Here is a 26463-nt window from a genome sequence, read left to right on the forward strand (position 1 = left end):
ACGACATCGATGAAGAAGTGCCTTGCCGCGTTTGCCGCGATCACCCTGATGGCCGGCGCGCCGGCCCTGGCCGCCGACTACCCCGTGCGGCCCGTACGCATGTTGCTGGGATATCCCGCCGGCAGCGGCATCGACAATGTGGCGCGCCAGGTGGCTGCGGGATTGGAAAAGGAGCTCGGCCAGCCGGTGGTGGTGGAAAACAAGGCCGGCGCGCTCGGCAACCTGGCCGCCGACTTCGTGGCCAAGGCGCCTGCCGACGGCTACACCATCCTGTTCACGCCGAACTCCACCCATGCGGCCAACGTCCATTTGTTCAAGAAGCTGCCCTTCGATCCCATCAAGGATTTCGCGCCGGTGGGCACGGTGGCCAGCCTGGGGTTCGTCCTGCTGGTGGCGCCCGAACACACCAAGGTCGACAACGTCGCGCAGTTGACCAAGATGCTCAAGGATCAGCCCGGCAAGTATTCGTGGGGCAGCGGCAACGCCACGGGACAGGTGGCGGGAGAACTCTACAAGACACTGGCCGGCGTCGATGCCGTCAACGTGCCTTACAAGGGCGTGCCGCCGGCCATGACCGACCTGATCGGGGGGCGGGTGAGTTTCCTGTTTGCCGACGCGACGCTGGCCATTCCCCAGCTCAAGGGGGGCCGCGTGAAGGCGCTGGCGGTGACGGGCAGCAAGCGGCCCACGTCGTTGCCCGATGTGCCCACCATGGCCGAAGCCGGGGTGCAAGGCTACGACCTGGGGGGATGGTTCGGCATCTTTCTGCCCGCCAATCCGCCCGAGTCCGTGCGCAAGACGCTGAGCGCCGCGTTGCTCAAGGTCACCGGCAGCCCCGAGATGGCCCGCTTTCTGCGTGGCATCGGCGCCGAACCCCTGAGTGGAGGGCCGGACGATCTCGCGCGGGTGGTGGCGGTCGATACCGAGAAGTGGGGGCGCATTATCCGCGCCGCGGGCATGACCGTCGAATGACGGGCAACGGACGGGGCAAACATGCGAAGTCTTGAGGATCGCGTCGCGATCGTGACCGGCGCCAGTTCCGGCATAGGCCGGGCCGTGGCGGTGGCGTTCGGCCAGGCCGGCGCGCGCGTGGTGCTGGCCGCCCGCAGCCGGGATGCCTTGGACGAGACGGCACGGATGGTACGCGAGGCGGGCGGCGAGGCGCTCGCCTGCGTCACCGATGTCGGCCGTGAGGAAGACGTGGCGCGATTGTTCGGCGCGGCGCTTGCCGCCCATGGCCGCGTGGACGTGCTGGTCAACAACGCCGGCGTCACCACCAGTCAGCCTATCGAGGACATGAGCCTGGACACCTGGCGCAGCGTCCTCGATGTGAACCTGACCGGTGCTTTCCTTTGCAGCCGCGAGGCCTTTCGGGTCATGAAGCCGCGGCGCCAGGGACGCATCATCAACATTGGCAGCGTGGCGGCCAAGGTGCCGAGGCCGGACTCGGTGCCGTACACGACGACCAAGCACGGCTTGTCCGGCATGACCCATGCGCTGGCGCTGGACGGACGGGCGCACGGCATCGCGGTCAGCGTGCTGCATCCCGGCGTGACCGAGTCGGCGCTGGCCGCCAAGTCCGGCCGCAAGTTCGAACCCGGCGAGTTGATGAAGGCCGAGGACGTGGCCCGCGTCGTGCTGCTGATGGCCAGCCTGCCGCCCGAAGTGAATTTTTACGAAGGCACGATGTTTCCGCTGTCCATGCCTTTGCTGGGTAGGGGCTAAAATCCCGAGGCATGAACGCCTCGTTTCCCATCCGCAAGGAATGCCCGCCCGGCGCCTGTATCTGCGAACGCGACCATTTGCTGGCCGACCCGCAGGGCGATAGGCGCATTCTTCTTTTGACCAAGGAAGAAGAGAAGCGGCTGGTGGCTCGCCTCGAGGCCCTGGCCTCCCTGGAGGACCTGATGGCGATGCAGGCGCGCATGCATGCGCAACTGGGTATCGTGCTGCATATCGAGCCCAGCGCCAACGAAGTCCGTACGGTGCGCGGTATCGCCATCGAACTGGCGGAACAGCGGGGCTTGTGCCGCAAGACGCGTGAGGCCATTCCCGCCGCGATCCGCCGCTGCTTCGAACGCACGCCCGGGATCGTCTACGCCTTGCTCGATTCGCGCGACCTGTTGGGAGGGGCGTAGCCCGCACGGCGGGCCGCGCCGCATGGCGTCGCCGCTCAGTCGGTGGATGCCAGCGCCTGCCGTTCGGCGTCCATGGGCGCCAGCCCCTCGATAGCCAGGCGCAGCAGCGCGCGCAGCGAGGCCAGGCCGACGCCGGGGCGCGGCGTGGGCTGGCTGAGCCAGCGCCGCACTTCGGCCAGATAGATGGTGACGAACAACGAGGCGATGAGCTCGGGGGCCGCGTTGCTGCCTATTTGCCCCTGCTCCTGTTTGCGCCGCACCACGTCGGCCAGCATGGCGTAAATGTTGGCGCGGCGGGCGTAGAAACGGCGCGTTTCCTCGCCACGGTCGCTGCTGCGAGCCAGGAAGTCCGAGGTGGCCTGCACGGCCGGCCGCGAGATCTGCGGATGCCTGGCCCAGTAGCGGTACCGCAGCTCAAAGAAAGCCATGAGCAATTCGATCAACGGGCCGTCCCGCTGTAGCACCCTGGCGCCTTTGTCGTTCACGGCATCCAGGTCGTTGTTGACGATCATCATCAACAGATCGAGCTTGTCCTCGGCGTAGACGAAGATGGTTCCGATGGCCACTTCGGCGCGCTGCGCGATCTCGCGCGTGGTCGCCGCGTCGTAGCCTTTTTCCAGGAAGATGTCGCGCGCTGCGTGCTTGATGCGCCGCAGCTTGTCGAGTTTGGCGCGCTCGCGCAAGCCCAGTTCCTGGTTCGGGGACGACGAAGCGGATGGATTCTTCATGAAAGAGCAGGACGCGAAGGAATGAGGGGCGGCGGGGCCGGGCCGCCTATTCTAGAAGAACTCGGCAGGCCTCCCGCGCGATGATGCAAGATTCTCTTGATAAGTAAAGAAACTTTATATAAGGTGTTATTATCATAAGCGCCGGATGTCACCGGACGCGAGAGAGACAAGGGTGTACGAAATGGTCGACGCGCTGGGGCAATCCGCCCGGATCCACACCACGGTTGACGATGGCCGGGCCGTAGTCTGGCGGCAATGGGGCGCCGGCCCGCTGGTCGTCCTCCTGCACGGCAACAGCGGTTCGTGGACGCATTGGGTGCGCAACATCGCCGCTCTGGCCGAACGCTTCACGGTGCTCGTGCCCGATCTGCCCGGCCATGGCGATTCCGACCTGCCGGCGGGCGACGTGTCGTGCGCCGCTTTCGCCAGTCTGTTGTGGCGCGGCATCGATCAGATCGCGGGTCCCGATGCAAACGTGGCGCTCGTCGGATTTTCCCTGGGCTCGGTCCTGGGGGAGAGCATGGCGCGGCAACAGCCACTGCGCGTCCGCCAGATACTGTTGTTGCGCGGAGCTTTCACGCGCACGGTGCCGCGGCCGCCGGAATTGCTGCGTTGGCGCGGCATAGCCGATCCGGCCGAGGCGGCCCGTATCCACCGGCACAACCTTGAAGTTTCCATGTTCGGCGACGCCGCCCTGGTCGATGACCAGGCCGTCCGGCTGCATGCCGACAACCTGGAGCGTTGCCGGCTGGACACCCGGCCGCTGCTGGCCAGCCGCGAACTGGAGGCTTTCCTGGGCCTGCGTTGTCCGGTGCACGGCATTGCCGGCGAACGCGATGTCTACGGCGGCGGCGATGCGCCCGCGCAAGGCCGCGCCCTGCGCGAGGCGTTGCCGCAGGCTGTCTTCGACATGATTCCCCGGGCGGGCCACTGGGCGGCCTACGAGGCCGCGGATACGGTGAATGCCCTGATGGTGCGGTCGCTGGAAATGAAACATGATCAAATTTGATCGCGTTCAAAAATAAGAAAGGCCGCCACCGAGCGGCAGGACCCATATGGCTATGAGAAAGGAGACTGCAATGAAGAAGATGATCATGACGGCCCTGGCGACCGCGACCGTGCTGGCCTTGCCGGCGGCGCAGGCGCAAGGGGATTTTCCCAATCGTCCGCTGAGGCTGGTGGTATCGTTCCCGCCGGGCGGCAGCACGGACCTCATCGCCCGCGTCATGGCACCCGTCATGTCCAAGCAGCTGGGCCAGCAGGTGGTGGTCGAGAACAAGGGCGGGGCAGGCGGCAACATCGGCGTCGAATCGGTGGTTCGATCGGCGCCCGATGGCTACACGATGGTATTCAGCGGGGCAGGCGCGCTGGGCATCAACAGCGTGTTGTATCGGACGATGCCTTTCGATCCCGTCAAGGACCTCATCCCGGTCAGCATGGTTGCGAGCTCGCCCTTTGTCTTGGTGGGACCGGCGAACTCGCCGTACAAGGACGTCAAGGCCCTGCTTGCCGCGGCCAAGGCAGAGCCGGGCAAGCTGTCGATCGGCCATGGCGGCCTGGGCACGGTCATGCACCTGGCCAGCGAGCTTTTCAATCAGATTGGAGACGTGAAGACCGTCCTGGTGCCCTACAAGGGCACGGGCCCGGCCACCACCGATGCGCTGGCCGGGCAGATTCCGCTGGCGATGAGCGATACGCCCAGCGCCATGGCATATATCAAGGAAGGGCGCATGAAGGCCTTCGCCGTGACGACGCGCGAACGGTCGAACTCGCTGCCCGACGTGCCGACGCTGGACGAGTCGGGCATGAAGGGCTACGAGGCCATGGGCTGGTTCGGGATCGCCGTGCCCGCCGGCACGCCCGAACCCGTCGTCAAGCGCCTGAACGCGGCGATCCGGGCGGCGCTGAGCGACCCCGGCGTGATCGAACGCGTGCGCGCGGCCGGCGCCGATCCCGCGCCGACCTCGCCCGAAGAGTTCCGCAAGATCATCGCTACCGATATCTCGAAGTGGGGCGATATCGTGCGCCGGACGGGGTTGAAGCTGGATTAAGACCCCCCCTACGCGCTGACGCGCGCCCAGAATGGTGGGCCCCCAGCCGCTACGCGGCAGCCCCCCAAGGGGGCCGGGACCCGCCTTGGGGCGGCCCGGCGCCGGGTCCCGGGGGGCGATGCGGGTGGACCGGAAGGGAAGCCCACCCCCTACGCCCTTCGGGCGCCCCCTTAAGGGGGCGATGCGGGTGGACCGGCGGAGCCGGATCCACCGCATCCTGGGTCTTGGGGGGGCGCACGGCTGGGGGAAAACTGAAATAATTGGCGCATGAATATTTCTTTGCGCCAATTGCGGGCTTTTCTGGGGGTGGCGGCATCGGGTAATTTCACCCGCACCGCCCAGCGTCTGCATCTTAGCCAGGCGGGGCTGAGCGCGACCATTCGCGAACTCGAATCCCAGCTCAATACCCGGTTGTTCGAACGTACCACCCGCGCGGTGGTGTTGACCGAGGCTGGCCGTGTTTTTCTGCCCGCGGCGGAATTGGTCGAGCGTGAACTCAGCGCCGCGGCGACCCGCCTGCGCGACATGGGGCGCCAGGAAGGCGCCGCCTTGCGTCTGGCATTCACGCCCTTGATGGCGGCCAATGTCGTGCCGGAGACCATGCGGCGGTTCCTGGCGGACCACCCGCAGGTCGAGGTCGAGATCATCGCCGGCAGCCCCCTCGAAATCCAGCAACTGGTCGAGACGGGCGAGGCCGATGCGGCGTTCGGCGCGTTTTTTTCCAAGGTGTCGGGGCTGGTGCGCAAGGCGCTGGCGCCATCGGGGCTGCTGGCGGTTTATGCGCCGGGAAGCTATGCGCCGGTTCCGTCGGCGAAGGGGCGCAAGGACACGACCTGGGAGATCCTGCGCGATCAGCCCTATGTGGCGCTGACGGAAGACAGCCCCATTCATCAATTGGCGGAAGAGGCCCTGTTCAAGCACCAGATCAACATCGGCCGCCGCATCGCCGTACAGCACCTGGATACGGCGCTGGGGCTGGCAGAGCAGGGCTTCGGCATCGCCATCATTCCGGAGTTTTCGCAAAGCGCGTGCGCACGCTACGCCGTGGAGCACCGGGTGATCAGTCCGGCGGTGACTTTCGATTTCTGCTACGTGATGCGGGCGGGGGCGCCCCGGCCCGATACCTTGACTGAATTCACCGAGGTCTTCAAGGCCGTGATGGCGACCCGCACGTAGGGGAAGGCGCGGCCGATCAGATGGGCACGGTTTCGACGTCGTAGGTGAAGAGCCACTCGTAGCGTTCCTTCACCCGGTCTTCCTGCCATTCGCGGTTCACGTAGGCGGCCGCGCCCTCGGCGTGGGCCAGTTCCCGGTTGTGGAATCGCTTGGCGTTGGCATTGGCGCCCAGGATGACATTGGCGGTGCGATCCTTGCGTGCCTGCTCGTAGCGTTGCAGCGCCTGCGCCGGGTCCGCGTACTGGCGCAATGCGCGCGCCAGGATGTAGCCGTCTTCCAGGGCCATGCCCGCGCCTTGCGCGAGGAAAGGCAGCATGGGATGGCAGGCGTCGCCCAGCAGGGTGGCCCGGCCTTCGCTCCAGCGGGGCATGGGGTCGCGAACCATCAGCGCCCATTTGTAGGGAACGTCGATGGCGCGCACCAGGGTATGCACGTCCTCGTTCCAACCGCGCAAATCGTTCAGGCATTCTTCGGTGGTGCCGCGCTCGGTCCAGGACTCGACCTGCCAATCGCTGCGTTCCACGGCCGCGACGAAGTTCACCAGCTTGTAGCCGTGCAGCGGATAGTGGATGACGTGGGCGCCGGGGCCGACCCAATTCACGCCCACCGGGCGGCTCAGGCGCTCGGGCAGCTTGTCGGCCTCGATCACGCCGCGCCAGGCGACCAGGCCGGAGAAATCGGGCCGGTCGGCGCCGAACAACTGGCCGCGTACCAGCGAATGCACGCCGTCCGCGCCGACCAGCACGTCGCCCTGGAAGCTTCGGCCGTCGGCCGTGTAGGCGGTCACGCCGTCGCCGTTCTGCTCGAAGCGCTCGAACTTGGCGCCCAGCACCAGGGCGTCGGGATCGGCGCGCCGCACGCCGGCGGCGATGGCCTGGTGCAGGTCGGCGCGATGCACGGTCAGGTACGGATAGCCGTAGAGTTCCCGCGATACGTCGCCCAGGTTGAACAGGTTCCAGGTCTGGCCGGTGTTCCACAGCCGCACGATCTTGCCTTCCGGCTCGCAGGCCTGTTCTCTCAAGTCGCCTTCCAGGCCCAGCGCGTACAGCACGTGCACGGCGTTGGGCCCGAGTTGTATGCCCGCGCCGACTTCCTTCAATTGCGGGGCTTGTTCCAGGATGCGGACCTGGAAACCTTGTTGGAGCAGGGCGAGGCCGGCGGTCAGTCCGCCCAGGCCGCCGCCGGCGATGATGATGCGCATGAGTCAGTCCAGTGTGGTGTTGGTGCGTTTGATCAATTCGGCCCAGCGCTTGGTGTCGCTCGCCAGGAAGCTGCGGAATTCGTCCGGCGTGGTTTTGATGACGTCCTGGCCGCCGGCCTTCATCTGGCTCATCAGCTCGGGATCGTCCTGGGCCGCGCGCAGCGCGGCATTGAGCTTTTGAACGACGGCGGCCGGGGTGCCGGCAGGCGCCACCAGGCCGGTCCAGGAATACGATTCGAAATCGCCGCCGAAGACTTCGCGCACGGTGGGCACCTGCGGCATGTCGGCCGAGCGCGTGGCGCCGCCGGTGGCAAGTACCTTGGCCCGGCCGCTTTCCAGGTAGGGCCGCACGACGGTGATGGTCTCCAGCGTCATGTCGATCTGGCCGCCGATCATGTCCGCCAGCGCCGGCGCTCCGCCTTTGTAGGGAACGTGCAGGATGTTCGCGCCGGACACCTCCTTGAACCATTCGCCGGTCAGGTGGTTGATGGAACCGTTGCCGGCGGAACCGTAGGACACCTTGTTCTTGGCGGCATAGGCGACCAGTTCCTGCAAGGTATTGGCGGGAAAGGCATGGCGCACCACGAGCAGGATGGGGCTGCGCGCCACCAGGCCGATGTGCGCGAAGGATTCCATCGGCGAGTAGGCCAGGTTGCGGTACAGCCCTGGCGCCACGCCCAGGCTGCTGGTGCTGGCCCACAGCAGGGTGTGGCCATCGGGCTTGGCGCGCGCGACCGAGGCGGAGCCGACCGTGCCGCCCGCGCCGGCGCGATTCTCGATCACCACGGGTTGGCCGAGTTGTTTCGACAGCGTCTTGCCCACCAGTCGTGCGGTGGTATCGGTGGGACCTCCGGGCGGGAAAGGCACGACGATGGTGACAGGCCCGGCGGGAAATTCGGCTGCCGCGGCCGATGCGGTGCCGGCCAGGGCCAGTGTTGCCAAGGTGGCGAGGCACGCACGCCGCATCGGCATTGCGCGCAGGATCCGCTTGTTCATCGATGTCCCCTCATTGTCCGTGTTGGGGGACTATAAAGTGAAGCGATGAGCGAGCTGAATCACATAATAATTATGGAATCACAAGGAATTTCGATCAGCGCGATGCACGCTATGTGGCGCCGATATGCCGGCTGCGCAAATCGTCGATGACGGTGCGCAACAATCCGCGAAAGGTCTTGAGCTCCTTGGGGCTGAGGCTGGAGAAGGCCTCCTGCTCGAAGCGGTTCAGCTCGCGCGTGCCGGCCTCGACCACTTCGCGTCCGGCCGGGGTAAGCGTGATGCGCAGGATGCGCCGATTGCTGGCGTCTTCCCTGCGCTCGAGCAGGCCGCGCTCTTCCAGGGTCGAGAGCAATTGGCCCATCGACTGGGGAGTGACGTAGAAGCGCCTGGACAGATCCGCGGAGGACAGCTTTTCACGGTGCGCGACCACGGACAGCACGGTGAACTGGATGCCCGTTACGCCATAGGGCTTGAGCAGGGCGTCGCTGAAGTTGCGGAGGGGATGGTGTACCTGCGAGACCAGGTAGGTGGTGCTGGGACCGCTGAAGGGCTCGGCGGGTTGGTCGGTAGACAAGAATGACTCCGGGAGCGAAGGATTCTTGCAGTGTAAGGCAGACTGATTCGGCGCGCACCGCCGCGGTAGGCGGGGGCGCGCGTGGCGGCGACGCTTACTTGGCGTCGACGGCGTCTTTCAGGACCTTGGCGGCGCTGAAAGCGGGGGCCTTGCGGGCAGCGATCTGGATCGCTTCGCCGGTACGGGGGTTGCGGCCCGTCTTGGCGGCTTTTTCTTTCACCGAGAACTTCCCGACGCCAGGCAGCACGACCTCGTCGCCCTTGGCCAGCGTGTCGCGCAGGGCATCGCCCAGCGCATCGATGAAGGCTTCGGAGACATTCTTGGGTTGTTGGGTGCGCTCGGCGAGAGCGTCGATCAGTTCCTTCTTGGTGCGCATGCGTACTCCTTGAAAAAATATCGGCAGACGGGCCGGATGGCCCTCTGCCTATGCACAGAGCCGGCATTCAAACAATCTTGGAGCAGAAATGCAAGTCCGGCGGTCAACGGCGGCGACCGGCGCAGCGGCGGGCGAGAGCGGCCACTGCGCGGCGGCGCCCGCGAACCCTACCTGAAAAATCCTGCGAAGTTGCAACAGCCGTAGGCGTCACGTTGGCCGCGACTTCGTTCAAAATCAGGGTGTACGCGGCAAGTTCGCCGATTTTTAAGGCAAAAAACGGATTTTGAATATTTGATGCCGCCGTCCGGCTTGCTTACCATGTGCGCTGGCGCGGCCCGCGGGCCGCGCCATTCCCCGTGAAGGAGTTCCCATGCAAGCTGATCCCGCCGTCGCGCCCGCGGCCGCCGCTGTTACATCTCGCCGCAATTGCGCATCCTGGAACGTCGATGCCGTGCTGGCGCTGTTCGAGCTGCCGTTCGCCGATCTGCTCTATCAGGCGCAGCAGGCGCACCGGCGCTTCTTCGATCCCAACGCCATCCAGTTGTCGACCCTGCTGTCGATCAAGACCGGCGGGTGCCCCGAGGATTGCTCGTACTGTCCGCAGTCCTCGCGCTACGACACGGGCGTCGAGACCGAGAAGCTGATGCCGCTGGCCGAGGTGCTGGCGGCGGCCCGGGCCGCCAAGGACAACGGCGCGACGCGGTTCTGCATGGGTGCGGCCTGGCGCAGCCCCAAGCCGCACCAGGTGGACGCGGTGGCCGACATGGTCAAGGCGGTCAAGGACCTGGGCCTGGAAACCTGCGTGACGCTCGGCATGCTGCGCGACGGCCAGGCCGAACAGCTGCGCGAGGCCGGGCTCGACTACTACAACCACAACCTGGATACCTCGCCCGAGTTCTACGGCCGCGTCATCACGACGCGTACCTACCAGGACCGGCTGGATACGCTGGGGCGCGTGCGCGACGCCGGGATCAAGGTCTGCTGCGGCGGCATCGTGGGCCTGGGCGAATCGCGCCGCGAGCGGGCGGGCCTGATCGTCCAGCTGGCCAACATGGATCCCTATCCGGAGTCGGTGCCCATCAACAACCTGGTGCGCGTGCAGGGTACGCCGCTGGCGGACAACGCCTCGGTGGATCCGTTCGAATTCGTGCGCACCATCGCGGTGGCGCGCATCACCATGCCCGAGGCCGTGGTCCGGCTGTCGGCGGGGCGCGAGCAGATGGACGACGCCTTGCAGGCCCTGTGCTTCCTGGCCGGCGCCAATTCCATGTTCTACGGCGACAAGCTGCTGGTCACCGAGAACCCGCAGGCCGAGGCCGACCGCGAGTTGCTGCGGCGGCTGGGCATGCGCGTGGATACGGCCGCGCACTGAGGCCCGCATGCCGCTCCTGCATCTGGCTCCCGGGGTCGCCATCGATGAAGACGAGATCGTCTTCACGATGATCCGCGCGCAGGGGGCGGGCGGACAGAACGTCAACAAGGTGTCGAGCGCGGTTCACCTGCGCTTCGATCTCGGCGCCTCGTCGCTGCCCGAGGCGTGGAAGGAGGCGCTGATGCAGAAGGCGGACCGGCGCATCTCCAGCGCCGGCGTGGTGGTGATCAAGGCGCAGGCCTATCGCAGCCAGGAAAAGAACCGCGCCGACGCGCTCGAGCGCCTGGCGGCCCTGCTGGCCTCGGTGGCGGAACCGCCCAAGCCGCGCAAGCCCACGCGGCCGACCAAGGGGTCGCAGCAGCGCCGCCTGCAGCGCAAGGTCCGGCATGGCGAGATCAAGCGCATGCGCGGGCGGGTGAACGAGGACTGAAGCCCGCGCGGGCGTCCTACAGCCCCAGCTTCTTCCAGCCTTCGTGGCCCAGTTCGCGCAGCGTCTCGATGTTGCGTTCGTAGATGCTCTCGGCTTCCGGGAACGCCTCCACCGCCTTGTCCACGCTGGCCTCGCGCAGCAGGTGCAGGGTGGGGTAGGGCGAGCGGTTGCTGTAGTTCTCGATGTCGTCGGCGCCGGTGCCCGCGAACTGGTAGTCGGGATGGAAACTGGCGACCTGGATCTCGCCTTCCAGGCCCAGCGCTTCCACGGCGGCGTCGGCCTCGTCCAGGAACTCGTTGTAGTCGTAGAAATCGGCCAGTGTCCAGGGGTGGATCAGCAGCAGGGTGTCGACCTGTTCCGGGTCGCTCTGCGCCAGCGTGCGCAGGCAGGCGCCCAGTTCCTCGAGCAGCGCGTCGGGGTCGCGCGCATCGCTGACCACGTACTGGATCTGGCCCTTGGTATGGACGGCCTTGGCGAAGGGACAGAGATTCAGGCCGATGACGGCCTTCTCCAGCCACGCGCGGGTGGCGTCGATGATGGCCGGATGGGTGAGGGAGTCGGGCGGGGACGTGAACATGATGCGTGGGGCTCAGCTGATGCGGACCTCGGGCGAGGCGACCGCCTGTTGTTCGGGCTCGATGTGGATGACGATGGAGCTGCCTTCGATGTAGCCATGGATGGCGGTTTCCAGCCGGTCGCAGATCGCGTGGGCGGCGCCCACCGACATCGCGCCGGGCACGACGAGATTGAATTCGATGAAGACGCGGGGGCCCGAGCGGCGCGAGCGCAGGGTGTGGGCCTGCAGCGCCCCGGTGCCGTGGTCGCGGATGATCTGCCGCACGTCGTCGACGATCTCGCGCGACAGGGCTTCGTCCATCAGGCCGCCCACCGAGTCGCGCATCAGCTGCCACCCCGACCACAGGATGTGCAGCGCCACCAGGCCGGCGATGATGGAATCCAGGCGGGTCCAGCCGGTCAGCGCCACCAGCGCCACGCCGATCACGACGCCTATCGACGAGACCACGTCGGTCCACAGGTGGCGGCCGTCGGCGACCAGCGCCGGCGAGTGCCAGCGGCGCCCGTAGCGCATCAGCAGGGTGCCCCAGGCGCCGTTGATCAGGGTGGCGCCCAGGTTGATCGCCATGCCCAGCACCGGCGCGTCGAGCGGGCGGGGATTCATGAAGCCCTGGTAGGCCTCGCGCAGGATGGTCAGCGCGGCGAACACGATCAGCGTGCTTTCCAGGACCGCGGACAGGTACTCGGCCTTGTTGTGGCCGTAGGGGTGGTTGGCGTCGGCGGGCATGGCGCTGACCGACAGCGCGACCACGGTGATGACGGCCGTGGCCACGTTGATGATGCTTTCCAGCGCGTCGGAATACAGCGCGATGCTGCCGGTGAGCCGGTAGGCGAGGTATTTCAGGCCAAGGACGGCGATCCCGACGACGATGGTGATCACGCCGAATCTCGTGGCGCGTGTCATGGGGACTCCGTTTGCCCGTGGCGCGGGGCGGACAGGACGGGAGGGAGCATGGGCTCGGGCAGGCGTGCGGATCCCGGCATTCTAGCCGGGTCCGCGCGGTTTGCGTGCCCGCCGCTCAGCGGCCGCCCAGGCCGGGCAAGAGGCCCCGCAGGTCGGGTATCTGGAACGAGCCGCCGGGCATTTCGAAGCGCGAAGGCGGGGGCGCGCGGTCGTCCAGGGTCTCGACCCGGAAGCGGTCGCCGAAGCGCAGCAGGCCCAGCCGGTCGGCCTGCAGGCGCCGCGCCAGGTCGTCGGCGCCGGGCGGAAGCAGCGTGCCCGACAGCGAGGCCAGGCTGCGGCCCAGTTTCAGCGCCGCGGCGGTCAGTTCGCTGGCCGCCGGCGCCGAGGTCAGGACCAGTTCTTCGGTGCGCCGCTGCCGGCGGCCGTCCTCGTAGGTCAGCACGTAGACGGTGCCGCCCAGTCCGGCCACGGTTTCGCTGCGCGTGGTCGGTTGCAGGGAGACGATGGCGCTGACCTGTTCAAGGGCGGCCGTCGGGCTGGGCATCAGGCCGCCCGCCATGCGCATCAGGTCGGCCGCTTCCATGACCACCTGCTGCCCGTTGACGCGGCTGACGGCGTAGATCTTGTCGCCGCGGGCCAGCAGGTAGTTGTTGGGGCTCTGGGGCGAGGCCGCCCGCAGATTGTTGCCGGCGTATTCGACCGAGGCGGAGAAAGGCTGCCCCCGGTCGTCCAGCCCGGCCAGCCGGGCGGTCCCGGCGGCGTGGGCGAGCAAGGGTAGGGACAGGGACAACAGCGCCGTGGCGGCGATACGTAACATCATGGTCCAGGCTCCATGCGCAGCGGCCGTGCGCGGTGCAAACCGCTTGGACCGCCGGCGCCGGATGACGTTGCGTAAAAATTGTTGCCCTAGTCCAGCGGCAGCGGGCTTTCGGAGACGGGATGGAACTCGCCGGTGGCCGGGTCGCGCACCATCAGCACGCCGGTGGCGACGCCGAAATAGGCCCCGTGCAGTTGCAACTGGCCTCGTTCCACCAGGATGCGCACGCAGGGGAAGGTCATCAGGTTGTTCAGGCTGTGTTCGACCGTGGCCAGTTCCAGCTGCCGGATGTACATGCCGGGGTTTTCGCCAGGCGGGACGGTGCGTTCGACCACCGGGGCGATCTGCTGCATCCACTTGCCGATGAAATCCCCGGGCGACAGCGGGTCGGCGCTGTTGGCGAAGGCCGAGACGCCGCCGCACAGCGCGTGGCCGAGCACGACGATGTGCTTGACGCGCAGCGACTGCACGGCGAACTCCAGCGCCGCGCTGGTGCCGTGGTAGTGCTGGGTGATGCCTTCGTAGGGAGGGACGAGGTTGGCGACGTTGCGGACCACGAAGATCTCGCCGGGGCCGGCGTCGAAGATGACTTCCGGGGCCACGCGGGAATCGCAGCAGCCTATGACCATGATTTCGGGCTTCTGGCCCTTTTCGGCGAGCGTCTTGTAGCGGGTGCGTTCGTCGTTGAAGCGGCCGCCCAGGAAAGAGCGGTAGCCGTCTGTGAGTCGTGCTGGGAACATGCTTCACCTGTTGCTGGCCCGCCCTGGAGGGGCGGGGAGCATCATGATACCAGCCGCCGCTTTTCCCGGATGCTGGGGGATGCCCGGGGCCGCGCTCAGCGCGCGGAGTCCTGGGCGGCGCGCAGGCTGACGACGGCTTGGGACAGCAGGTGCAGCGGGTCTTCCGACGCCACGACGGGAACGTCGTTCAGCGTCAGCACCAGGACGCCGGCGGGCAGTTCGATCAGCTTCAGGGAGCCGGGAGGGATGGCCAGCCCCGCCTTGGGCGCGATGATCTTGAGCGTGGTCAGCAGCGCCGCGATCTCGTCGTGTTCGTAGATGGGATGCCAGTGCGACAGGCGGTCCATCACCTCCTGGTACAGGGATTCCCCGGGGCTTTGCAGCGACTGCTCGACGCCGAAGATCTGGGCGCTCCAGAGCCCGCGTTCGTCTGTTTCGATGGTGATGGCGCCGGCCGGGATGTCCGGACGCAGTGGGTGCACCACTGCCCTGAGGTGGGCTTCCGCAGTGGGGCGGGTCTCGCGCGTCGTGGGAGGAATGCGCATGGCGGAGTCCGTTCCGATTTGGGTCCAGCTTAGCCGCATGGCCGGTCGCGAGGGGTTACAGCGCCGTTGCGGTTTTTTCCGGGTTTAACAGCTTGGTTGCGTCGGCGGGCCGTGTCGCGCGCGGCGCAACGAGCGGCGCGGCGCTGTGGAGTTCGCGGCCGCGCTTCTATATGCTTGCCTGCTGGGCAGACAACGACAAATTACGAGGATTGCGGAATCCATGAGAACGGTGCTCGCGGGACTCGCGACCGCTGTGACGATGGGGTGCGCCATGACCGGTCACGACCGGGCAGGTGTCACGACTTCGGGGCAGGAGGAGTGCGTGACCAGTCGTGACGTGAAAGAGGTCATCGTCCGGCTCAGGGACATGGGATGGACCGCCCAGCGCACGATCGACGCCGTGCTTTCGAACTCTCGCCTGGACGATGCCGAGACCCGTACCTGGTTCATCGGGCTGGTCTCGGAAATCTACGAGGGCAGCACCTCGCTGGCCGAGGTCGACGCCGACTATGTCGCCTGCATGAAATCCCTGTCTCCCCAGGCGCCGCCCGTGCAATCCGCATCGGCCGGAAAGGCGGCGCCCGCGGCCGGAGGGCCGCGCGGCGACGCTCCGGGCTAGGGGGAAGGGCCCAGGCTTATTCCGGCTGCACGCCCGCGGCCTGCGCCACGTTGCGCCAGCGCGCGACCTCGCTGCCGACGAAGGCGGCGAACTGTTCCCTGGACATGGGCTTGGCGACTTCGCTGCCGGTCTGCTCGATGCGCGCGATGTAGTCGCGATCGGCGGCGACCTTGGCGATCTCGGCGTTCAGGCGCGACGCGATGTCGGCGGGCAGGTTCGCGGGGCCGAACAGGCCGGTCCAGGTCGTGACGTCCAGCCCCTTCAGGCCGCTTTCCTTGAAGGTGGGCACGTCGGGCAGCGCGGCCGAACGCTTGTCGCTGCTGATGGCCAGCGCCCGCAGCTTGCCGGCGCGCACCGAGGCCAAGGTGTTGGGAATGGTTTCCAGCATGAGCTGGACCTGTCCGCCCAGCAGGTCCGGCATGGCGGCGCCGCCGCCCTTGTACGGAACGTGGACGATCTCCACCTTGGCTTCCGACTTGAACAGCTCGCCGGCCAGGTGCGAGATGGCGCCGATGCCCGCCGAGGCATACGACAGCTTGTCGGGGTTGGCGCGGGCGTAGTCGATCAGGCCCTGCAGGTTCTTGACCTGCAGCGAGGGGTTGACCACCAGGACCAGGGGGCCGTCCTGCAGGCGGCCGATGGCGGTGAAGCTCTTGGCGACGTCGAAGGGCAGGGTCTTCTTGAGCACCGGGTTGATGGCATGGGTACCGATGGTGCCGAACAGCAGCGTGTAGCCGTCCGGCTGCGCCCGCGCCACGTAGTCCGAGGCGATGATGCCGCCCGCGCCGGGCTTGTTCTCGATGATGACCGGTTGCCCCAGGCGCGCGGCCAGCGAGGCGCCGAAGGCGCGGGCCAGGATGTCGGAGGAGCCCCCCGCGGCGAAGGGCACCACCATGGTGACGGGTCGGGTCGGGTAATCCTGCGCGCTGGCGGCTCCCGACAGTCCGAGGGACGCGAAGGCCGCGGCAACACAGGTTCGCAGCACGTATTTTCTCAATGCCATGGTGAATGCTCTCTGGACGAAAAAAACGAAGGAAGAAAATATCCGGCCGGTTCCAGGCGGATAAAGGGTGATTATTCCGGCCCCATGGACGGGAATATTATTGATGTCTCTTCCGTTAATAATCCGCGCAATCCGGGGATGGTTTGCGCGGGCCACCGGATTCCCACGAAAAACAGTTTCGACACCTGGCCGTCAAACCGGATGTCGTGTTTCGTGTATGGTCCAATGGTTAATAGGTGACACACTATAAGCGCGCATCGAACCGTGTCAAGACCTTCTTGTCAAATTACGGCCTTAGCTGGAAGATAGCAACAAGCTATGCGAATACTGCATTTCTGTTAGATCGAAAACCATGGATTTCAAGCAGCTCGAATACTTCGTCCGTGTGGCCGAGCATGGCAGTTTCAGCCGCGCTGCCGCGGCGCTCGGCCTTGGACAGCCTTTCCTGAGCAGGCAGATCCGCCAGCTCGAGGTGGACCTGCGCAAGACCCTGTTCCATCGCCATGGGCGCGGCATCGTGCTGACCGATTCGGGCGAGCAGTTCCTGTTGTTCGCCCGCAGCGTGTTGCAACAGCTGGATGCGGCCACCCAGGTGCTGTCGCGGTCGGAAACCGAAATCACCGGCAGGGTGGTCATCGGCATGCCGCCGTCCCTGGGCAGGGTGCTGACCGTGCCGCTGGTGCGCGCCTTCAGCGAGCGCTTCCCGCTGGCGCGGCTGACCATCGTCGAGGCGCTGAGCATGACGCTGTACGAACGCCTGATCTCCGACAAGCTGGATGCCGCGTTGATGTACGACCCGACCGTCTCGACCCTGACCGAGATCGAGCCCCTGGTGCGCGAGCCGCTATGCCTGATCCTGCGCAAGACCGAGGCGGCACAGGAGAGCCGGCCCCTGGCCTTTTCCCACCTGGCCGAGCACCGGCTGATCTTCCCGTCCGAGCCGCATCCGCTGCGGATGCTGGTCGAGGCCGAGGCCGCGCGGCAGGGCATCGCGCTGGATATCGCCTTCGAGATCGACGGGGTCGAGGCCATCGTGGCGCTGGTCGACAAGGGCTTCGGCGCGGCCGTGGTGCCCTACAACCTGGTGCGCGCGGGCATGCCGGGCACCGACCTGCGCATCTGCCCGCTGGTCGAGCCCGTGGTGGGCGGCGTGATCGGGCTGGTCACGCACAGCCGGCGGCCGCCCACGCTGCTGACGGCCAAGACCGTGGACCTGCTGCGGCAGACGGCGGCGGAAACCCTGGTGGGCAGCGAACCGGTTGCGTGAGTAATGCGAAAACTGCATAACAACTAGTCGAACTGAAGGCTAGCAGGATCGCAGCCCAAGAGGGATGATTTCACCCATGCCGACCGGGTCGCCGGTGGCCGCCGGGCGTGTCCGGTAGTTTGTCATTGCGGAATCAGGAAAACATCATGAAATATGAAGCCATCACGGTCAAACCCATATCCCCGCATATAGGCGCGGAAATCGGGAATATCGATCTGACCCGCCCGCTGTCCGACCAGGAGGTCAAGGAACTGCACGCGGCTTTCATCGAATACCAGGTCATTTTCTTTCGTGACCAGAAAATCAGTTTCGAAGACCAGATCCGCACGGCCGAATATTTCGGCACGCTGGGCAAGCACGTCGGCGTCAACACCATCAGCAAGACCACCGATAATCCCCTGGTGCGCAAGTTCCACTACGACGAGACCTCCAAGCAGATCTCGGGCGAGAACTTCCACAGCGACCAGTCCTGTGCGCCCATCCCGCCGCTGGGCAGCATGCTGTACAACCACACGGTGCCTCCGCACGGCGGCGGCGACACCATGTTCGCCAGCATGTACGCCGCCTACGACGCGCTGTCGCCCCGGATGAAGACCTACCTGGAAGGCCTGACCGCCACCCATGACGGCACGCGGGTCTTCGGTCCCGGCACGCCGATTTCCTCGCACCCGGTCATCGTGCGCCATCCCGAAAGCGGCAAGAAGCTGATTTTCGTCAACACCGATTTCACGTCGCACATCAACGAACTGCCCCGCCTGGAAGGCGACCGCATCCTGCAGTTCCTGATCGACCATTGCAACAAGCCCGAGTGGACCTGCCGCTTCCGCTGGGAACCGCATTCGATCGCATTCTGGGATAACCGCTGCACGCACCACAAGGCCATCTGGGACTACTGGCCCAACGTGCGTTCGGGTTTCCGCGTCCAGGTCGAGGGCAAGGAAGCCCCCGTGGCCGGCTGATTCTTTTTTCGTTGTCGTTGTTGTTGTTGCCTGTGTTGGCGGCCTGCGTTGCAGGCCGCCTTTTTTCATTTCGGGCGGCTTGAAGCGGGCGCCATGCCGCGATAAATTTTTCCGCATGGCGGGCCGTGGCCGCATGCCGGCCCGCGTATCGAATCGGAGGCCTGATGAACGTCTTTGAAACGATTGCGGCCCAGGCGGCCGCCATGAAACTTCCCATTTATGCGGTTACCGCCGCGACCGTGCCCAGACGGGACGCGCCCATTCTCCTCATCATCCACTGGCATGGCTTCGCGCGCGAGACGCCGCTGCGGCTGGACGATTTGCCGCTGCCGCCGCGATCGGTGGCCGGTTCGGCCCTGCAGATCGATGCGCCGGGGGAGGGCATCGAGTCGGCCGAGCAGGCGCTGCTGGACGCCGCATGGCAACTGGGAGCCTGGGATCTCGAGCGCGTGGTGAAGCGCCCCTGGTGGCGGCTGGGGGCTCCCGCCAGCGAGGCCTTGGCGGGCCACCGGGCGTTCGGCGACTATCCCGACGCCGACAGCGCCGATCCCGGCGTCGTCATGGAGGCTCCCGACCGCGACGAGCTGATGCGGGCGGCCGCCCATCGCGGCTATGTGCGGTGGCTGTTCCGCCCTCGCAAGAGCGGGCTGTGGCAATGGGTAGAGGACGAGGACAGCACGCTGGACGGGACGGGGGGCCGCGAGCCGCCTTGCCCGGTGCTGCCGTATCCGCTGGAGGCGGGCCGCGCGGGGCGCGCCGTCTATCGGCTGGGCCGGGTGGATCGGTTAATCATTTGATGTAGCAATTTGATACAAACACCGTGCGCATCCCCCTCTTGAAGCGCACGCAGCCGCTCCTATTTTTCGATCCGCAGCGAGCCGCTGCCGGCACCGGCGACCTTGCACGGACGGTGCCGACATCCCCTTTCTGATGATTTGCAATCGCTTAGGAGATTGATCATGAAGATTCGTCCCCTTCACGACCGGGTTATCGTCAAGCGGATCGAACAACAACGCAAGACGGCCTCGGGCATCGTGATCCCGGACACGGCGGCGGAGAAGCCCGAGCAGGGCGAGGTCGTCGCGGTGGGGCCAGGCAAGTCCCTCGATGACGGCAGCGTGCGTCCGCTGACGCTCAAGGTCGGCGACCAGGTGCTGTTCGGCAAGTACGCCGGGCAGACCGTGAAGATCGACGGCGAGGAGATTCTCGTCATGCGCGAGGAGGACGTGCTGGGCGTGCTGGAAGGCGCCCGGGACGAACTGAAGAAGGCCGCCTGACGATCCGTCACCACGAGGAGAAAGACATGAGTGCGAAAGACGTCCAATTCCATGATGGCGCCCGTGCCCGCATCGTGCAGGGCGTGAACATACTGGCCAATGCCGTCAAGGTCACGCTGGGGCCCAAGGGACGCAACGTGCTGCTCGAACGCAGCTTCGGGGCGCCGGTGGTCACCAAGGACGGCGTGTCGGTGGCCAAGGAAATCGAACTCAAGGACAAGTTCGAGAACATGGGGGCCCAGATCGTCAAGCAGGTCGCCTCCAAGACCGCAGACGTCGCCGGCGACGGCACCACCACCGCCACCGTGCTGGCCCAGTCCATCGTGCAGGAGGGCATGAAATACGTGGCCTCGGGCATGAACCCGATGGACCTGAAGCGCGGGATCGACAAGGCCGTGGCTACCGTCGTCGAGGAACTGCGCAAGCTCTCCAAGCCCATCTCGACCAACAAGGAGATCGCCCAGGTGGCGGCGCTGTCGGCCAACTCCGACGAGGCCGTGGGCACGATCATCGCCCAGGCGATGGACAAGGTGGGCAAGGAAGGCGTCATCACCGTGGAAGACGGCAAGTCGCTGGAAAACGAACTGGACATCGTCGAGGGCATGCAGTTCGATCGCGGCTACCTGAGCCCGTACTTCATCAACGATCCCGAGAAGCAGGTCGCCCACCTGGAGGATCCGCTGATCCTGCTGCACGACAAGAAGATCTCCAGCATCCGGGATCTGCTGCCCGTGCTCGAGGCCACCGCGAAGGCCGGCAAGCCCCTGCTGATCGTGGCCGAGGACATCGATGGCGATGCGCTGGCGACGCTGGTGGTCAATGCCATGCGTGGCGTCCTGAAGGTCGCCGCGGTCAAGGCGCCCGGCTTCGGCGACCGCCGCAAGGCGATGCTGGAGGATATCGCCATCCTGACCGGCGCCACCGTCATCTCGGAAGAGACGGGCCGGCAGCTCGACAAGGCCACGCTGGAGGATCTGGGCAGCGCCAAGCGGGTCGAGGTCCAGAAGGAAAACACCATCATCATCGGCGGGGCCGGCGAGCAGTCGCGCATCGACGCCCGCGTCAAGTCCATCCAGGCGCAGATCGAACAGGCCACCAGCGACTATGACCGCGAGAAGCTGCAAGAGCGCGTGGCCAAGCTGGCCGGCGGCGTGGCGGTCATCAAGGTCGGCGCCGCGACCGAAGTCGAGATGAAGGAGAAGAAGGACCGCGTCGACGACGCCCTGCATGCCACCCGCGCCGCGGTGGAAGAGGGCATCGTGCCGGGCGGCGGCATCGCGCTGCTGCGTGCCCGGGCCGCCGTCGAGAAACTCGAGGGCGCCAACGCCGACCAGCACGCCGGCATCCGCATCGTGCTGCGCGCGCTCGAGGCGCCGCTGCGCGCCATCGTGGCCAACGCCGGCGAAGAGCCCTCGGTGGTCGTGTCCAAGGTGCTGGAAGGCAAGGGCAACTTCGGCTACAACGCCGCGACGGGCGAATATGGCGACCTGGTCGCCATCGGCGTGGTCGATCCGACGAAGGTGACCCGTACGGCGCTGCAGAACGCGGCGTCCATCGCCGGCCTGATCCTGACCACGGACGCCACCGTGGCCGAGCTGCCCAAGGAAGAGAAAGCCCCGGCGCCCGCCGGAGGCGGCATGGACTTCTAAGCCGCCGCAGCGCGCCGACCCCTGCCGACCGCGCCGTATTCCGGCGCGGTTTTTTTGCGCACTAGGGTTTCCCCCGCCGTCCTGATGCCGTTCCCGCCGTTGACATCCGCCGGCCATATCGTCACTATTCACCAAATGGTGAATTAAGTGCAGACCCGCACACAGACGACGACGGAGACACGCATGGCAACACAACGACTCGGCCTGATCATGCACGGGGTGACCGGCCGCATGGGCATGAACCAGCACCTGATCCGGTCCATCGTGGCCATACGCAAGCAGGGAGGCGTCACGCTGTCCAACGGCGACAAGGTCATGCCCGATCCCATCCTGGTCGGCCGCAATGCCGAGAAGATGGAAGCCCTGGCCAAAGCCCACGACATTCCGCGCTGGGGCACGGACCTGGACAAGGCCCTGGCCAATCCGGACGATTCCGTGTTCTTCGACGCCGGCACGACGCAGATGCGCCCCACGCTGCTGGCCAAGGCCATCCGCGCCGGCAAACACGTGTATTGCGAAAAACCAATCGCCACCAACCTGAACGAGGCGGTGGAGATCTGCCGCTTGGCCGAAGGCTCCGGCCTCAAGCACGGCGCGGTGCAGGACAAGCTCTTCCTGCCGGGCCTGCGCAAGCTGGACATGCTCAACAAGGCGGGCTTCTTCGGCAAGATCCTGTCGGTGCGCATCGAGTTCGGCTACTGGGTGTTCGAGGGCGACCTGCAGCCCATCCAGCGGCCCTCCTGGAACTACCGCACCGAGGACGGCGGCGGCATCATCCTCGACATGGTCTGCCACTGGCGCTACGTGCTGGACAACCTGTTCGGCGAAGTGCAGGCCGTGTCCTGCCTGGGCAAGACGCACATCCCCACGCGCTGGGACGAAGCCGGCAAGCCCTACCAGGCCACCGCCGACGACGCCTGCTACGCCACCTTCGAACTGGCCGACGGCGTGGTGGCCCAGGTGAACAGTTCGTGGACGACCCGCGTGCGGCGCGACGACCTGGTCACCTTCCACGTCGATGGCACGCATGGCTCGGCCGTGGCGGGGCTGACCGACTGCCGCACGCAGTCGCGCGTCAACACGCCCAAGCCGGTGTGGAACCCCGACGTCAAGCAGACCATGCCGTTCTTCGAACAATGGCAGGAAGTGCCCGACACCCAGGTCTACGACAACGGCTTCAAGATCCAGTGGGAGCACTTCATCCGCCATGTGGTCGAGGATGCACCGTACCGTTGGACGCTGCCCGAGGGCGCCAAGGGTGTGCAACTGGTCGAGGCCGCGCTGCAAAGCTGGAAGGAACGGCGCTGGGTGGACGTGCCCCGCCTGGACGTCGGAGCCCGGCGATGAGCCTGTCCATCAACCTGCCGTCGGCCGGCGGCCTGCGGCGATACGCGCTGCGCGACCGCGCGCCGTTCCAGGCGCCGCCCGCCGGCGCGCAGTTCGATCGCATCGCCTATTCGGCGGCGCACGTGGTGGCCGATCCCCTGGCGGCCATCGACCCGTGGCTGCAATGCGCCGTGGACTGGGACGCCACCATCGCCTACCGCCAGCGTCTGTGGGCGCTGGGGCTGGGCGTGGCCGAGGCCATGGACACCGCGCAGCGCGGCATGGGCCTGGACTGGCCGACTTCCCTTGAGTTGATCCGCCGCTCGCTGGACGCCGCCCGCGACGTGCCGGGCGCGCGCGTGGCCTCCGGCTGCGGCACCGACCACCTGGCGCCCGAGGATGCGCGAAACATCGACGACGTGATCCGCGCCTACGAAGAACAGATGGCCGCCATCGAAGGCCTGGGCGGCCGACTGATCGTCATGGCCAGCCGCGCGCTGGCCCGCGTGGCCCGCGGCCCCGCCGACTACGAACGCGTCTACGACCGCATCCTGGGCCAGGCCCGCGAACCCGTCATCCTGCACTGGCTGGGCGACATGTTCGACCCCGCGCTGAAGGGCTACTGGGGCAGCGGCGACGTGGATGCCGCCATGCGGACGGCGCTGGGCGTGATCGCCGCGCATCCCGACAAGGTCGACGGCATCAAGATCTCGCTGCTGGACAAGGACAAGGAAATCGCCATGCGCCGCCGACTGCCGGCCGGCGTGCGCATGTACACCGGCGACGACTTCAACTACGCCGAACTCATCGCCGGCGATGGCCAGGGCGAACTGCCCAACCATCGCCAGAGCGACGCGCTGCTGGGCATCTTCGACGCCATCGCGCCGGCCGCCAGCGCGGCGCTGGCGGAACTGGCGGCCGGCAACGTGGACGCCTTCAACCGGATCCTGGCGCCCACCGTGCCGCTGTCGCGCCACATCTTCAGCGCACCCACGCGCTTCTACAAGACGGGCGTCGTGTTCATGGCCTGGCTCAACGGCCACCAGGACCACTTCGCGATGGTGGGCGGGCAGCAGAGCGCGCGGTCGTTGCAGCACTTCGCCGAGCTGTTCCGGCTGGCGGATGGGGCGGGGTTGCTGGAGCAGCCTGAGCTGGCGGTGGGGCGGATGAAAACATTGCTGGCGATGCACGGCGTGGATGGAGACTAAGCCTCATGCGAGATTTTTCCCAGGGTCATGATTGGATGTCCATCAACACGGCCACCGTGCGCAAGTCGCGCGGCCAGGAAGTGCGGCTGCTGGACATCCTGGACGCCTGCGCACGCCACGGCGTGCGCGCCATCTCCCCGTGGCGCGACCAGGTCGCGGCGGCAGGGCTGGAACAGGTGTCGCGCGTCGTGCGCAGCCACGGACTGGCTTTATCCGGCTATTGCCGGGGCGGCATGTTCACCGCGTCGGACGATGCTGGTTTGATGCGGGCGCGCGACGACAACCGCCGGGCCGTGGACGAGGCCTGCGAACTGAACGCCGCATGTTTGGTGCTGGTGGTGGGCGGGCTGCCGGGCGGCTTGCAGGGCAAGGCCGAGTATCACGACATCGCTCGCGCTCGGGCGCAGGTCACCGAAGGGATCGCGCAATTGCTGGAGTATGCGCGTGAACGCAAGATGCCCATCGCCATCGAGCCGCTACATCCGATGTATGCGGCGGATCGGGCGTGCATCAATACGCTGGAGCAGGCGCTGGATGTGTGCGATCTGCTGGATCCTGCGCGTAGTGGGGATATTGGCGTGGCGGTGGATCTTTATCACGTCTGGTGGGATCCGAAGTTGCAGGCGCAGATCCAGCGGGCGGGGCAGAAAAGGCTATTGGCTTTTCACGTTTGCGATTGGCTTACGCCTACCACCGATCTGTTGAATGATCGGGGCATGATGGGGGATGGCGTGATCGAGATTCCCAAGGTGCGAGGGTGGGTCGAGGCGCAGGGGTTTTCGGGGTTCAGTGAAGTGGAGATATTTTCGTATCGGTGGTGGGAGCTTGATACCGATACGATTTTGAGGACTTGCATCGAGCGGCATCGGTCGGTGGTGTAGGGGCCGGGGGAGGGCAGTAGCGGCGGCTCTGATATGCTTGAACGCGTCACGTGCTCAAGTTTTCGGAGTGCCGTGTTGTCCAAATCTCCTGCTGACAACGTCATTTCCCTGTATCGGGAGCATGCCGCTGCGTTCGAGAAAAATAGAAATCATGAATTCATCGAACGTGCGTGGCTGAACCGGTTTCTGGATCTGCTTCTTGGCTCTCGGCCGGCTGTCCTAGATATCGGTTGTGGCAACAGGGCACTGATGGCTCGTTATCTTATCCAGAAGGGATGCAGGATAACTGGGGTGCATACGTCGCTGCCCTTGCTCGCGCATGCGCGAGCTGGATCTACACCTTGTTACGAGCGTGAATGCTCTGTGACTGCGCATCCCACCCGCCTACCCGTAGGCTGACGATTATCCGAATAAAAAAGGCCAGCTATGGACGCCCCCCTCTGGACCCAAATCTGGACCGCCGCCTCCAGCGAATTCTCCGACATCCCCGACGTAGCCGAACTCACCCGCGTTTTCGTCCGCCTCCTAGTCGCCATGACCCTGGGCGGCCTCCTAGGCCTGGAGCGTGAACTACGCGGTACCTCCGCCGGCCTGCGCACCCACATGCTGGTCGCCGTGGGCGCCGCGCTGTTCGTCCTTGTTCCCCTGCAAGGCGGTATGGAGGTGGCAGACATGAGCCGCGTCCTGCAAGGCGTCATCGCCGGCATAGGCTTCCTCGGCGCCGGCGCCATCCTCAAATCCAACGGCCGCGAGATCCACGGTCTGACCACGGCGGCCAGCATCTGGCTGACAGCCGCCATCGGCATCGCGGCGGGCATGGGGCGCGAGGTGACCGCCATCGTCAGCACGTTGTTCGCGCTGTTCATCCTGGCGCTGCTGCGCAAGCTGACGCACGACCGAGGCCAGCCGAAGCACGAGGACCATCAATAGGGAACGGCTTTCAATGGAAATTCCGGCTCGACACCACCAGCCTGCCCAATAGCGGCGTCAGGTCCACCAGCCGCTTGGCCAGCAAATGCTGGACGCCCTGGTGCGACTGCCAGGTGCCGTACACCCCCAGCAGCGGCGCGCCGACCAGTTCCCGGCGCTGGCTTTCGACCAGTCCCGGCCAGACGATGACGTTGACCTGGCCGGTCTCGTCTTCCAGCGTGACGAAGACGGCGCCCTTGGCGGTGCCGGGACGCTGGCGCACGGTCACGATGCCGCAGGCGCGGGCCAGGCGGCGGTCGGGGTAGGTCTTCAATACCTCGGCCGGCATGAAGCCGCGACGGGCCAGGCGGTCGCGCAGCAGGGCCACGGGGTGGCGGCGCAGCGTCATCTTCAGGGATTCGTAGTCGGCGCGGATGTCGTCGGCTTCGTTGGGCGCGTCGAGCAGCGGCGCCTGTTCGTGCACCATGGCGTCGCGCAGCAGGTCGCGCTGGGGGACGCTGTCGATGGCTTCCCACAGGGCGGCGCGCCGGTGGCCGGACAGGGCACGCAGCGCATCGGCGGCCGCCAGGGCCTGCAAGGCGTGGCGGTCGAGATCGGCGCGCCGGCCCAGGTCGGTGGCGTCCTGGAAGGGCGCCTGTTCGCGCGCGGCCTGGATGCGCAGGCCGGTTTCTTCGGACAAGCCCTGCACCTGGTTCAGTCCAAGCCGCACGGCGGGGCGTT

Annotated in this window: 30 protein-coding genes; 18 read left to right on the plus strand and 12 right to left on the minus strand. The window is 66.4% G+C overall.

What is annotated here, in order from left to right; all coding sequences use genetic code 11:
- Nucleotides 1–9 precede the first annotated feature (9 nt).
- Genes CDO46_RS24870 through CDO46_RS24880 form a run of 3 tightly spaced genes read left to right on the plus strand, consistent with a single transcriptional unit; the run spans nucleotide 10 to nucleotide 2138 of the window.
- The gene (locus tag CDO46_RS24870) at nucleotides 10–972 is read left to right on the plus strand and encodes a tripartite tricarboxylate transporter substrate binding protein (protein ID WP_087841256.1); all 963 of its coding nucleotides are present in this window, start codon (nucleotides 10–12) and stop codon (nucleotides 970–972) included.
- Nucleotides 973–993: 21 nt separating this feature from the next.
- On the plus strand, nucleotides 994–1725 hold the full coding sequence (locus CDO46_RS24875; RefSeq protein ID WP_087841257.1) for an SDR family oxidoreductase: 732 nt from the start codon (nucleotides 994–996) through the stop codon (nucleotides 1723–1725).
- 11 nt (nucleotides 1726–1736) lie between these two features.
- A complete protein-coding gene (locus CDO46_RS24880; RefSeq protein WP_087841258.1) occupies nucleotides 1737–2138 on the plus strand; it encodes a hypothetical protein in 402 nt (133 codons plus the stop codon).
- Nucleotides 2139–2173: 35 nt separating this feature from the next.
- On the opposite strand, the gene CDO46_RS24885 is transcribed toward CDO46_RS24880, so the two are convergent.
- The gene (locus tag CDO46_RS24885; protein WP_087841259.1) at nucleotides 2174–2866 is read right to left on the minus strand and encodes a TetR/AcrR family transcriptional regulator; all 693 of its coding nucleotides are present in this window, start codon (nucleotides 2864–2866) and stop codon (nucleotides 2174–2176) included.
- A gap of 181 nt (nucleotides 2867–3047) precedes the next feature.
- Here CDO46_RS24885 and CDO46_RS24890 point away from each other — a divergent pair, with 181 nt between their 5' ends.
- From CDO46_RS24890 to CDO46_RS24900, 3 genes are all read left to right on the plus strand, one after another.
- Nucleotides 3048–3875 carry an alpha/beta fold hydrolase gene (locus CDO46_RS24890; protein WP_165963264.1) on the plus strand — a complete coding sequence of 276 codons (828 nt, stop codon included), beginning with the start codon at nucleotides 3048–3050 and terminating at the stop codon, nucleotides 3873–3875.
- A gap of 70 nt (nucleotides 3876–3945) precedes the next feature.
- Complete coding sequence (locus CDO46_RS24895; RefSeq protein ID WP_165963263.1) at nucleotides 3946–4917, plus strand: tripartite tricarboxylate transporter substrate binding protein; 972 nt, start codon at nucleotides 3946–3948, stop codon at nucleotides 4915–4917.
- A gap of 267 nt (nucleotides 4918–5184) precedes the next feature.
- Nucleotides 5185–6093 carry a LysR family transcriptional regulator gene (locus CDO46_RS24900; RefSeq protein WP_087841262.1) on the plus strand — a complete coding sequence of 303 codons (909 nt, stop codon included), beginning with the start codon at nucleotides 5185–5187 and terminating at the stop codon, nucleotides 6091–6093.
- Between the two features lie 16 nt (nucleotides 6094–6109).
- Here CDO46_RS24900 and CDO46_RS24905 read toward each other — a convergent pair whose 3' ends face one another.
- The 4 genes from CDO46_RS24905 to CDO46_RS24920 form a co-directional block, all read right to left on the minus strand.
- Nucleotides 6110–7294 carry an FAD-dependent monooxygenase gene (locus CDO46_RS24905; RefSeq protein WP_087841263.1) on the minus strand — a complete coding sequence of 395 codons (1185 nt, stop codon included), beginning with the start codon at nucleotides 7292–7294 and terminating at the stop codon, nucleotides 6110–6112.
- Between the two features lie 3 nt (nucleotides 7295–7297).
- Complete coding sequence (locus CDO46_RS24910) at nucleotides 7298–8290, minus strand: tripartite tricarboxylate transporter substrate binding protein (RefSeq protein WP_087841264.1); 993 nt, start codon at nucleotides 8288–8290, stop codon at nucleotides 7298–7300.
- Between the two features lie 109 nt (nucleotides 8291–8399).
- Complete coding sequence (locus tag CDO46_RS24915; RefSeq protein WP_087841265.1) at nucleotides 8400–8864, minus strand: MarR family winged helix-turn-helix transcriptional regulator; 465 nt, start codon at nucleotides 8862–8864, stop codon at nucleotides 8400–8402.
- A 94-nt stretch (nucleotides 8865–8958) separates the two neighbouring features.
- Nucleotides 8959–9240, minus strand: a complete 282-nt coding sequence (locus CDO46_RS24920; protein ID WP_087841266.1) for an HU family DNA-binding protein — start codon at nucleotides 9238–9240, stop codon at nucleotides 8959–8961.
- A 370-nt stretch (nucleotides 9241–9610) separates the two neighbouring features.
- Here CDO46_RS24920 and bioB point away from each other — a divergent pair, with 370 nt between their 5' ends.
- Entirely contained in the window at nucleotides 9611–10612 is a 1002-nt protein-coding gene (gene bioB, locus CDO46_RS24925) for a biotin synthase BioB (protein WP_087841267.1), read from the plus strand.
- 7 nt (nucleotides 10613–10619) lie between these two features.
- Complete coding sequence (arfB, locus tag CDO46_RS24930) at nucleotides 10620–11042, plus strand: alternative ribosome rescue aminoacyl-tRNA hydrolase ArfB (RefSeq protein WP_087841268.1); 423 nt, start codon at nucleotides 10620–10622, stop codon at nucleotides 11040–11042.
- 16 nt (nucleotides 11043–11058) lie between these two features.
- On the opposite strand, the gene CDO46_RS24935 is transcribed toward arfB, so the two are convergent.
- The 5 genes from CDO46_RS24935 to CDO46_RS24955 form a co-directional block, all read right to left on the minus strand.
- Nucleotides 11059–11619: a DUF1415 domain-containing protein gene (locus tag CDO46_RS24935; protein WP_087841269.1), complete on the minus strand. Its 561-nt coding sequence runs from the start codon at nucleotides 11617–11619 to the stop codon at nucleotides 11059–11061.
- Nucleotides 11620–11631: 12 nt separating this feature from the next.
- The gene (locus CDO46_RS24940; RefSeq protein ID WP_087841270.1) at nucleotides 11632–12522 is read right to left on the minus strand and encodes a cation diffusion facilitator family transporter; all 891 of its coding nucleotides are present in this window, start codon (nucleotides 12520–12522) and stop codon (nucleotides 11632–11634) included.
- A gap of 115 nt (nucleotides 12523–12637) precedes the next feature.
- Nucleotides 12638–13342: a hypothetical protein gene (locus CDO46_RS24945; RefSeq protein ID WP_087841271.1), complete on the minus strand. Its 705-nt coding sequence runs from the start codon at nucleotides 13340–13342 to the stop codon at nucleotides 12638–12640.
- Between the two features lie 86 nt (nucleotides 13343–13428).
- A complete protein-coding gene (locus CDO46_RS24950; RefSeq protein WP_087841272.1) occupies nucleotides 13429–14079 on the minus strand; it encodes a carbonic anhydrase in 651 nt (216 codons plus the stop codon).
- Between the two features lie 95 nt (nucleotides 14080–14174).
- Nucleotides 14175–14624 (minus strand): hypothetical protein, encoded by a 450-nt coding sequence (locus CDO46_RS24955; protein ID WP_132980294.1) that lies wholly within the window; start codon nucleotides 14622–14624, stop codon nucleotides 14175–14177.
- Between the two features lie 322 nt (nucleotides 14625–14946).
- Here CDO46_RS24955 and CDO46_RS24960 point away from each other — a divergent pair, with 322 nt between their 5' ends.
- Nucleotides 14947–15243, plus strand: coding sequence for a hypothetical protein (locus tag CDO46_RS24960; protein WP_132980293.1), 297 nt, complete (start codon nucleotides 14947–14949; stop codon nucleotides 15241–15243).
- Nucleotides 15244–15259: 16 nt separating this feature from the next.
- Here CDO46_RS24960 and CDO46_RS24965 read toward each other — a convergent pair whose 3' ends face one another.
- Complete coding sequence (locus CDO46_RS24965) at nucleotides 15260–16246, minus strand: tripartite tricarboxylate transporter substrate binding protein (RefSeq protein ID WP_087841275.1); 987 nt, start codon at nucleotides 16244–16246, stop codon at nucleotides 15260–15262.
- A gap of 352 nt (nucleotides 16247–16598) precedes the next feature.
- Between CDO46_RS24965 and CDO46_RS24970 the strand changes: the two genes are divergently transcribed.
- The 9 genes from CDO46_RS24970 to CDO46_RS25010 all read left to right on the plus strand — a co-directional run bounded on the left by CDO46_RS24970 (nucleotide 16599) and on the right by CDO46_RS25010 (nucleotide 25743).
- A complete protein-coding gene (locus CDO46_RS24970) occupies nucleotides 16599–17513 on the plus strand; it encodes a LysR family transcriptional regulator (protein ID WP_087841276.1) in 915 nt (304 codons plus the stop codon).
- A 146-nt stretch (nucleotides 17514–17659) separates the two neighbouring features.
- Nucleotides 17660–18472 (plus strand): TauD/TfdA family dioxygenase, encoded by an 813-nt coding sequence (locus CDO46_RS24975; RefSeq protein WP_087841277.1) that lies wholly within the window; start codon nucleotides 17660–17662, stop codon nucleotides 18470–18472.
- Between the two features lie 164 nt (nucleotides 18473–18636).
- Nucleotides 18637–19269 (plus strand): diguanylate cyclase, encoded by a 633-nt coding sequence (locus tag CDO46_RS24980; RefSeq protein WP_087841278.1) that lies wholly within the window; start codon nucleotides 18637–18639, stop codon nucleotides 19267–19269.
- 162 nt (nucleotides 19270–19431) lie between these two features.
- Nucleotides 19432–19749, plus strand: coding sequence for a co-chaperone GroES (locus CDO46_RS24985; protein ID WP_087841279.1), 318 nt, complete (start codon nucleotides 19432–19434; stop codon nucleotides 19747–19749).
- Nucleotides 19750–19775: 26 nt separating this feature from the next.
- On the plus strand, nucleotides 19776–21398 hold the full coding sequence (gene groL / locus CDO46_RS24990; protein ID WP_087841280.1) for a chaperonin GroEL: 1623 nt from the start codon (nucleotides 19776–19778) through the stop codon (nucleotides 21396–21398).
- Between the two features lie 183 nt (nucleotides 21399–21581).
- The gene (locus CDO46_RS24995) at nucleotides 21582–22745 is read left to right on the plus strand and encodes a Gfo/Idh/MocA family protein (RefSeq protein ID WP_087841281.1); all 1164 of its coding nucleotides are present in this window, start codon (nucleotides 21582–21584) and stop codon (nucleotides 22743–22745) included.
- Nucleotides 22742–23932, plus strand: coding sequence for a dihydrodipicolinate synthase family protein (locus tag CDO46_RS25000; RefSeq protein ID WP_087841282.1), 1191 nt, complete (start codon nucleotides 22742–22744; stop codon nucleotides 23930–23932). Before CDO46_RS24995 ends, CDO46_RS25000 begins: the two co-directional genes overlap by 4 nt.
- A gap of 5 nt (nucleotides 23933–23937) precedes the next feature.
- On the plus strand, nucleotides 23938–24813 hold the full coding sequence (locus CDO46_RS25005; protein ID WP_087841283.1) for a sugar phosphate isomerase/epimerase: 876 nt from the start codon (nucleotides 23938–23940) through the stop codon (nucleotides 24811–24813).
- Between the two features lie 426 nt (nucleotides 24814–25239).
- A complete protein-coding gene (locus tag CDO46_RS25010) occupies nucleotides 25240–25743 on the plus strand; it encodes an MgtC/SapB family protein (protein WP_087841284.1) in 504 nt (167 codons plus the stop codon).
- Nucleotides 25744–25753: 10 nt separating this feature from the next.
- Here the strand turns inward: CDO46_RS25010 and CDO46_RS25015 are convergent.
- Nucleotides 25754–26463 (minus strand): OB-fold nucleic acid binding domain-containing protein (locus tag CDO46_RS25015; protein WP_254914679.1); only part of this gene is annotated, 710 nt, incomplete at its 5' end.

The organism is Pigmentiphaga sp. NML030171 (assembly GCF_002188635.1).
Lineage (GTDB): Bacteria > Pseudomonadota > Gammaproteobacteria > Burkholderiales > Burkholderiaceae_B > Pigmentiphaga > Pigmentiphaga daeguensis.

What these genes read in the sequence shown, in the direction of transcription:
- CDO46_RS24870 (WP_087841256.1), top strand. Translation starts at nt 10, where the DNA reads ATGAAGAAGTGCCTTGCCGCGTTTGCCGCGATCACCCTGATGGCCGGC.
- CDO46_RS24875 (WP_087841257.1), top strand. Translation starts at nt 994, where the DNA reads ATGCGAAGTCTTGAGGATCGCGTCGCGATCGTGACCGGCGCCAGTTCC.
- CDO46_RS24880 (WP_087841258.1), top strand. Translation starts at nt 1,737, where the DNA reads ATGAACGCCTCGTTTCCCATCCGCAAGGAATGCCCGCCCGGCGCCTGT.
- CDO46_RS24885 (WP_087841259.1), bottom strand. Translation starts at nt 2,866, where the DNA reads ATGAAGAATCCATCCGCTTCGTCGTCCCCGAACCAGGAACTGGGCTTG.
- CDO46_RS24890 (WP_165963264.1), top strand. Translation starts at nt 3,048, where the DNA reads ATGGTCGACGCGCTGGGGCAATCCGCCCGGATCCACACCACGGTTGAC.
- CDO46_RS24895 (WP_165963263.1), top strand. Translation starts at nt 3,946, where the DNA reads ATGAAGAAGATGATCATGACGGCCCTGGCGACCGCGACCGTGCTGGCC.
- CDO46_RS24900 (WP_087841262.1), top strand. Translation starts at nt 5,185, where the DNA reads ATGAATATTTCTTTGCGCCAATTGCGGGCTTTTCTGGGGGTGGCGGCA.
- CDO46_RS24905 (WP_087841263.1), bottom strand. Translation starts at nt 7,294, where the DNA reads ATGCGCATCATCATCGCCGGCGGCGGCCTGGGCGGACTGACCGCCGGC.
- CDO46_RS24910 (WP_087841264.1), bottom strand. Translation starts at nt 8,290, where the DNA reads ATGAACAAGCGGATCCTGCGCGCAATGCCGATGCGGCGTGCGTGCCTC.
- CDO46_RS24920 (WP_087841266.1), bottom strand. Translation starts at nt 9,240, where the DNA reads ATGCGCACCAAGAAGGAACTGATCGACGCTCTCGCCGAGCGCACCCAA.
- bioB (WP_087841267.1), top strand. Translation starts at nt 9,611, where the DNA reads ATGCAAGCTGATCCCGCCGTCGCGCCCGCGGCCGCCGCTGTTACATCT.
- arfB (WP_087841268.1), top strand. Translation starts at nt 10,620, where the DNA reads ATGCCGCTCCTGCATCTGGCTCCCGGGGTCGCCATCGATGAAGACGAG.
- CDO46_RS24935 (WP_087841269.1), bottom strand. Translation starts at nt 11,619, where the DNA reads ATGTTCACGTCCCCGCCCGACTCCCTCACCCATCCGGCCATCATCGAC.
- CDO46_RS24940 (WP_087841270.1), bottom strand. Translation starts at nt 12,522, where the DNA reads ATGACACGCGCCACGAGATTCGGCGTGATCACCATCGTCGTCGGGATC.
- CDO46_RS24945 (WP_087841271.1), bottom strand. Translation starts at nt 13,342, where the DNA reads ATGATGTTACGTATCGCCGCCACGGCGCTGTTGTCCCTGTCCCTACCC.
- CDO46_RS24950 (WP_087841272.1), bottom strand. Translation starts at nt 14,079, where the DNA reads ATGTTCCCAGCACGACTCACAGACGGCTACCGCTCTTTCCTGGGCGGC.
- CDO46_RS24955 (WP_132980294.1), bottom strand. Translation starts at nt 14,624, where the DNA reads ATGCGCATTCCTCCCACGACGCGCGAGACCCGCCCCACTGCGGAAGCC.
- CDO46_RS24965 (WP_087841275.1), bottom strand. Translation starts at nt 16,246, where the DNA reads ATGGCATTGAGAAAATACGTGCTGCGAACCTGTGTTGCCGCGGCCTTC.
- CDO46_RS24970 (WP_087841276.1), top strand. Translation starts at nt 16,599, where the DNA reads ATGGATTTCAAGCAGCTCGAATACTTCGTCCGTGTGGCCGAGCATGGC.
- CDO46_RS24975 (WP_087841277.1), top strand. Translation starts at nt 17,660, where the DNA reads ATGAAATATGAAGCCATCACGGTCAAACCCATATCCCCGCATATAGGC.
- CDO46_RS24980 (WP_087841278.1), top strand. Translation starts at nt 18,637, where the DNA reads ATGAACGTCTTTGAAACGATTGCGGCCCAGGCGGCCGCCATGAAACTT.
- CDO46_RS24985 (WP_087841279.1), top strand. Translation starts at nt 19,432, where the DNA reads ATGAAGATTCGTCCCCTTCACGACCGGGTTATCGTCAAGCGGATCGAA.
- groL (WP_087841280.1), top strand. Translation starts at nt 19,776, where the DNA reads ATGAGTGCGAAAGACGTCCAATTCCATGATGGCGCCCGTGCCCGCATC.
- CDO46_RS24995 (WP_087841281.1), top strand. Translation starts at nt 21,582, where the DNA reads ATGGCAACACAACGACTCGGCCTGATCATGCACGGGGTGACCGGCCGC.
- CDO46_RS25000 (WP_087841282.1), top strand. Translation starts at nt 22,742, where the DNA reads ATGAGCCTGTCCATCAACCTGCCGTCGGCCGGCGGCCTGCGGCGATAC.
- CDO46_RS25005 (WP_087841283.1), top strand. Translation starts at nt 23,938, where the DNA reads ATGCGAGATTTTTCCCAGGGTCATGATTGGATGTCCATCAACACGGCC.
- CDO46_RS25010 (WP_087841284.1), top strand. Translation starts at nt 25,240, where the DNA reads ATGGACGCCCCCCTCTGGACCCAAATCTGGACCGCCGCCTCCAGCGAA.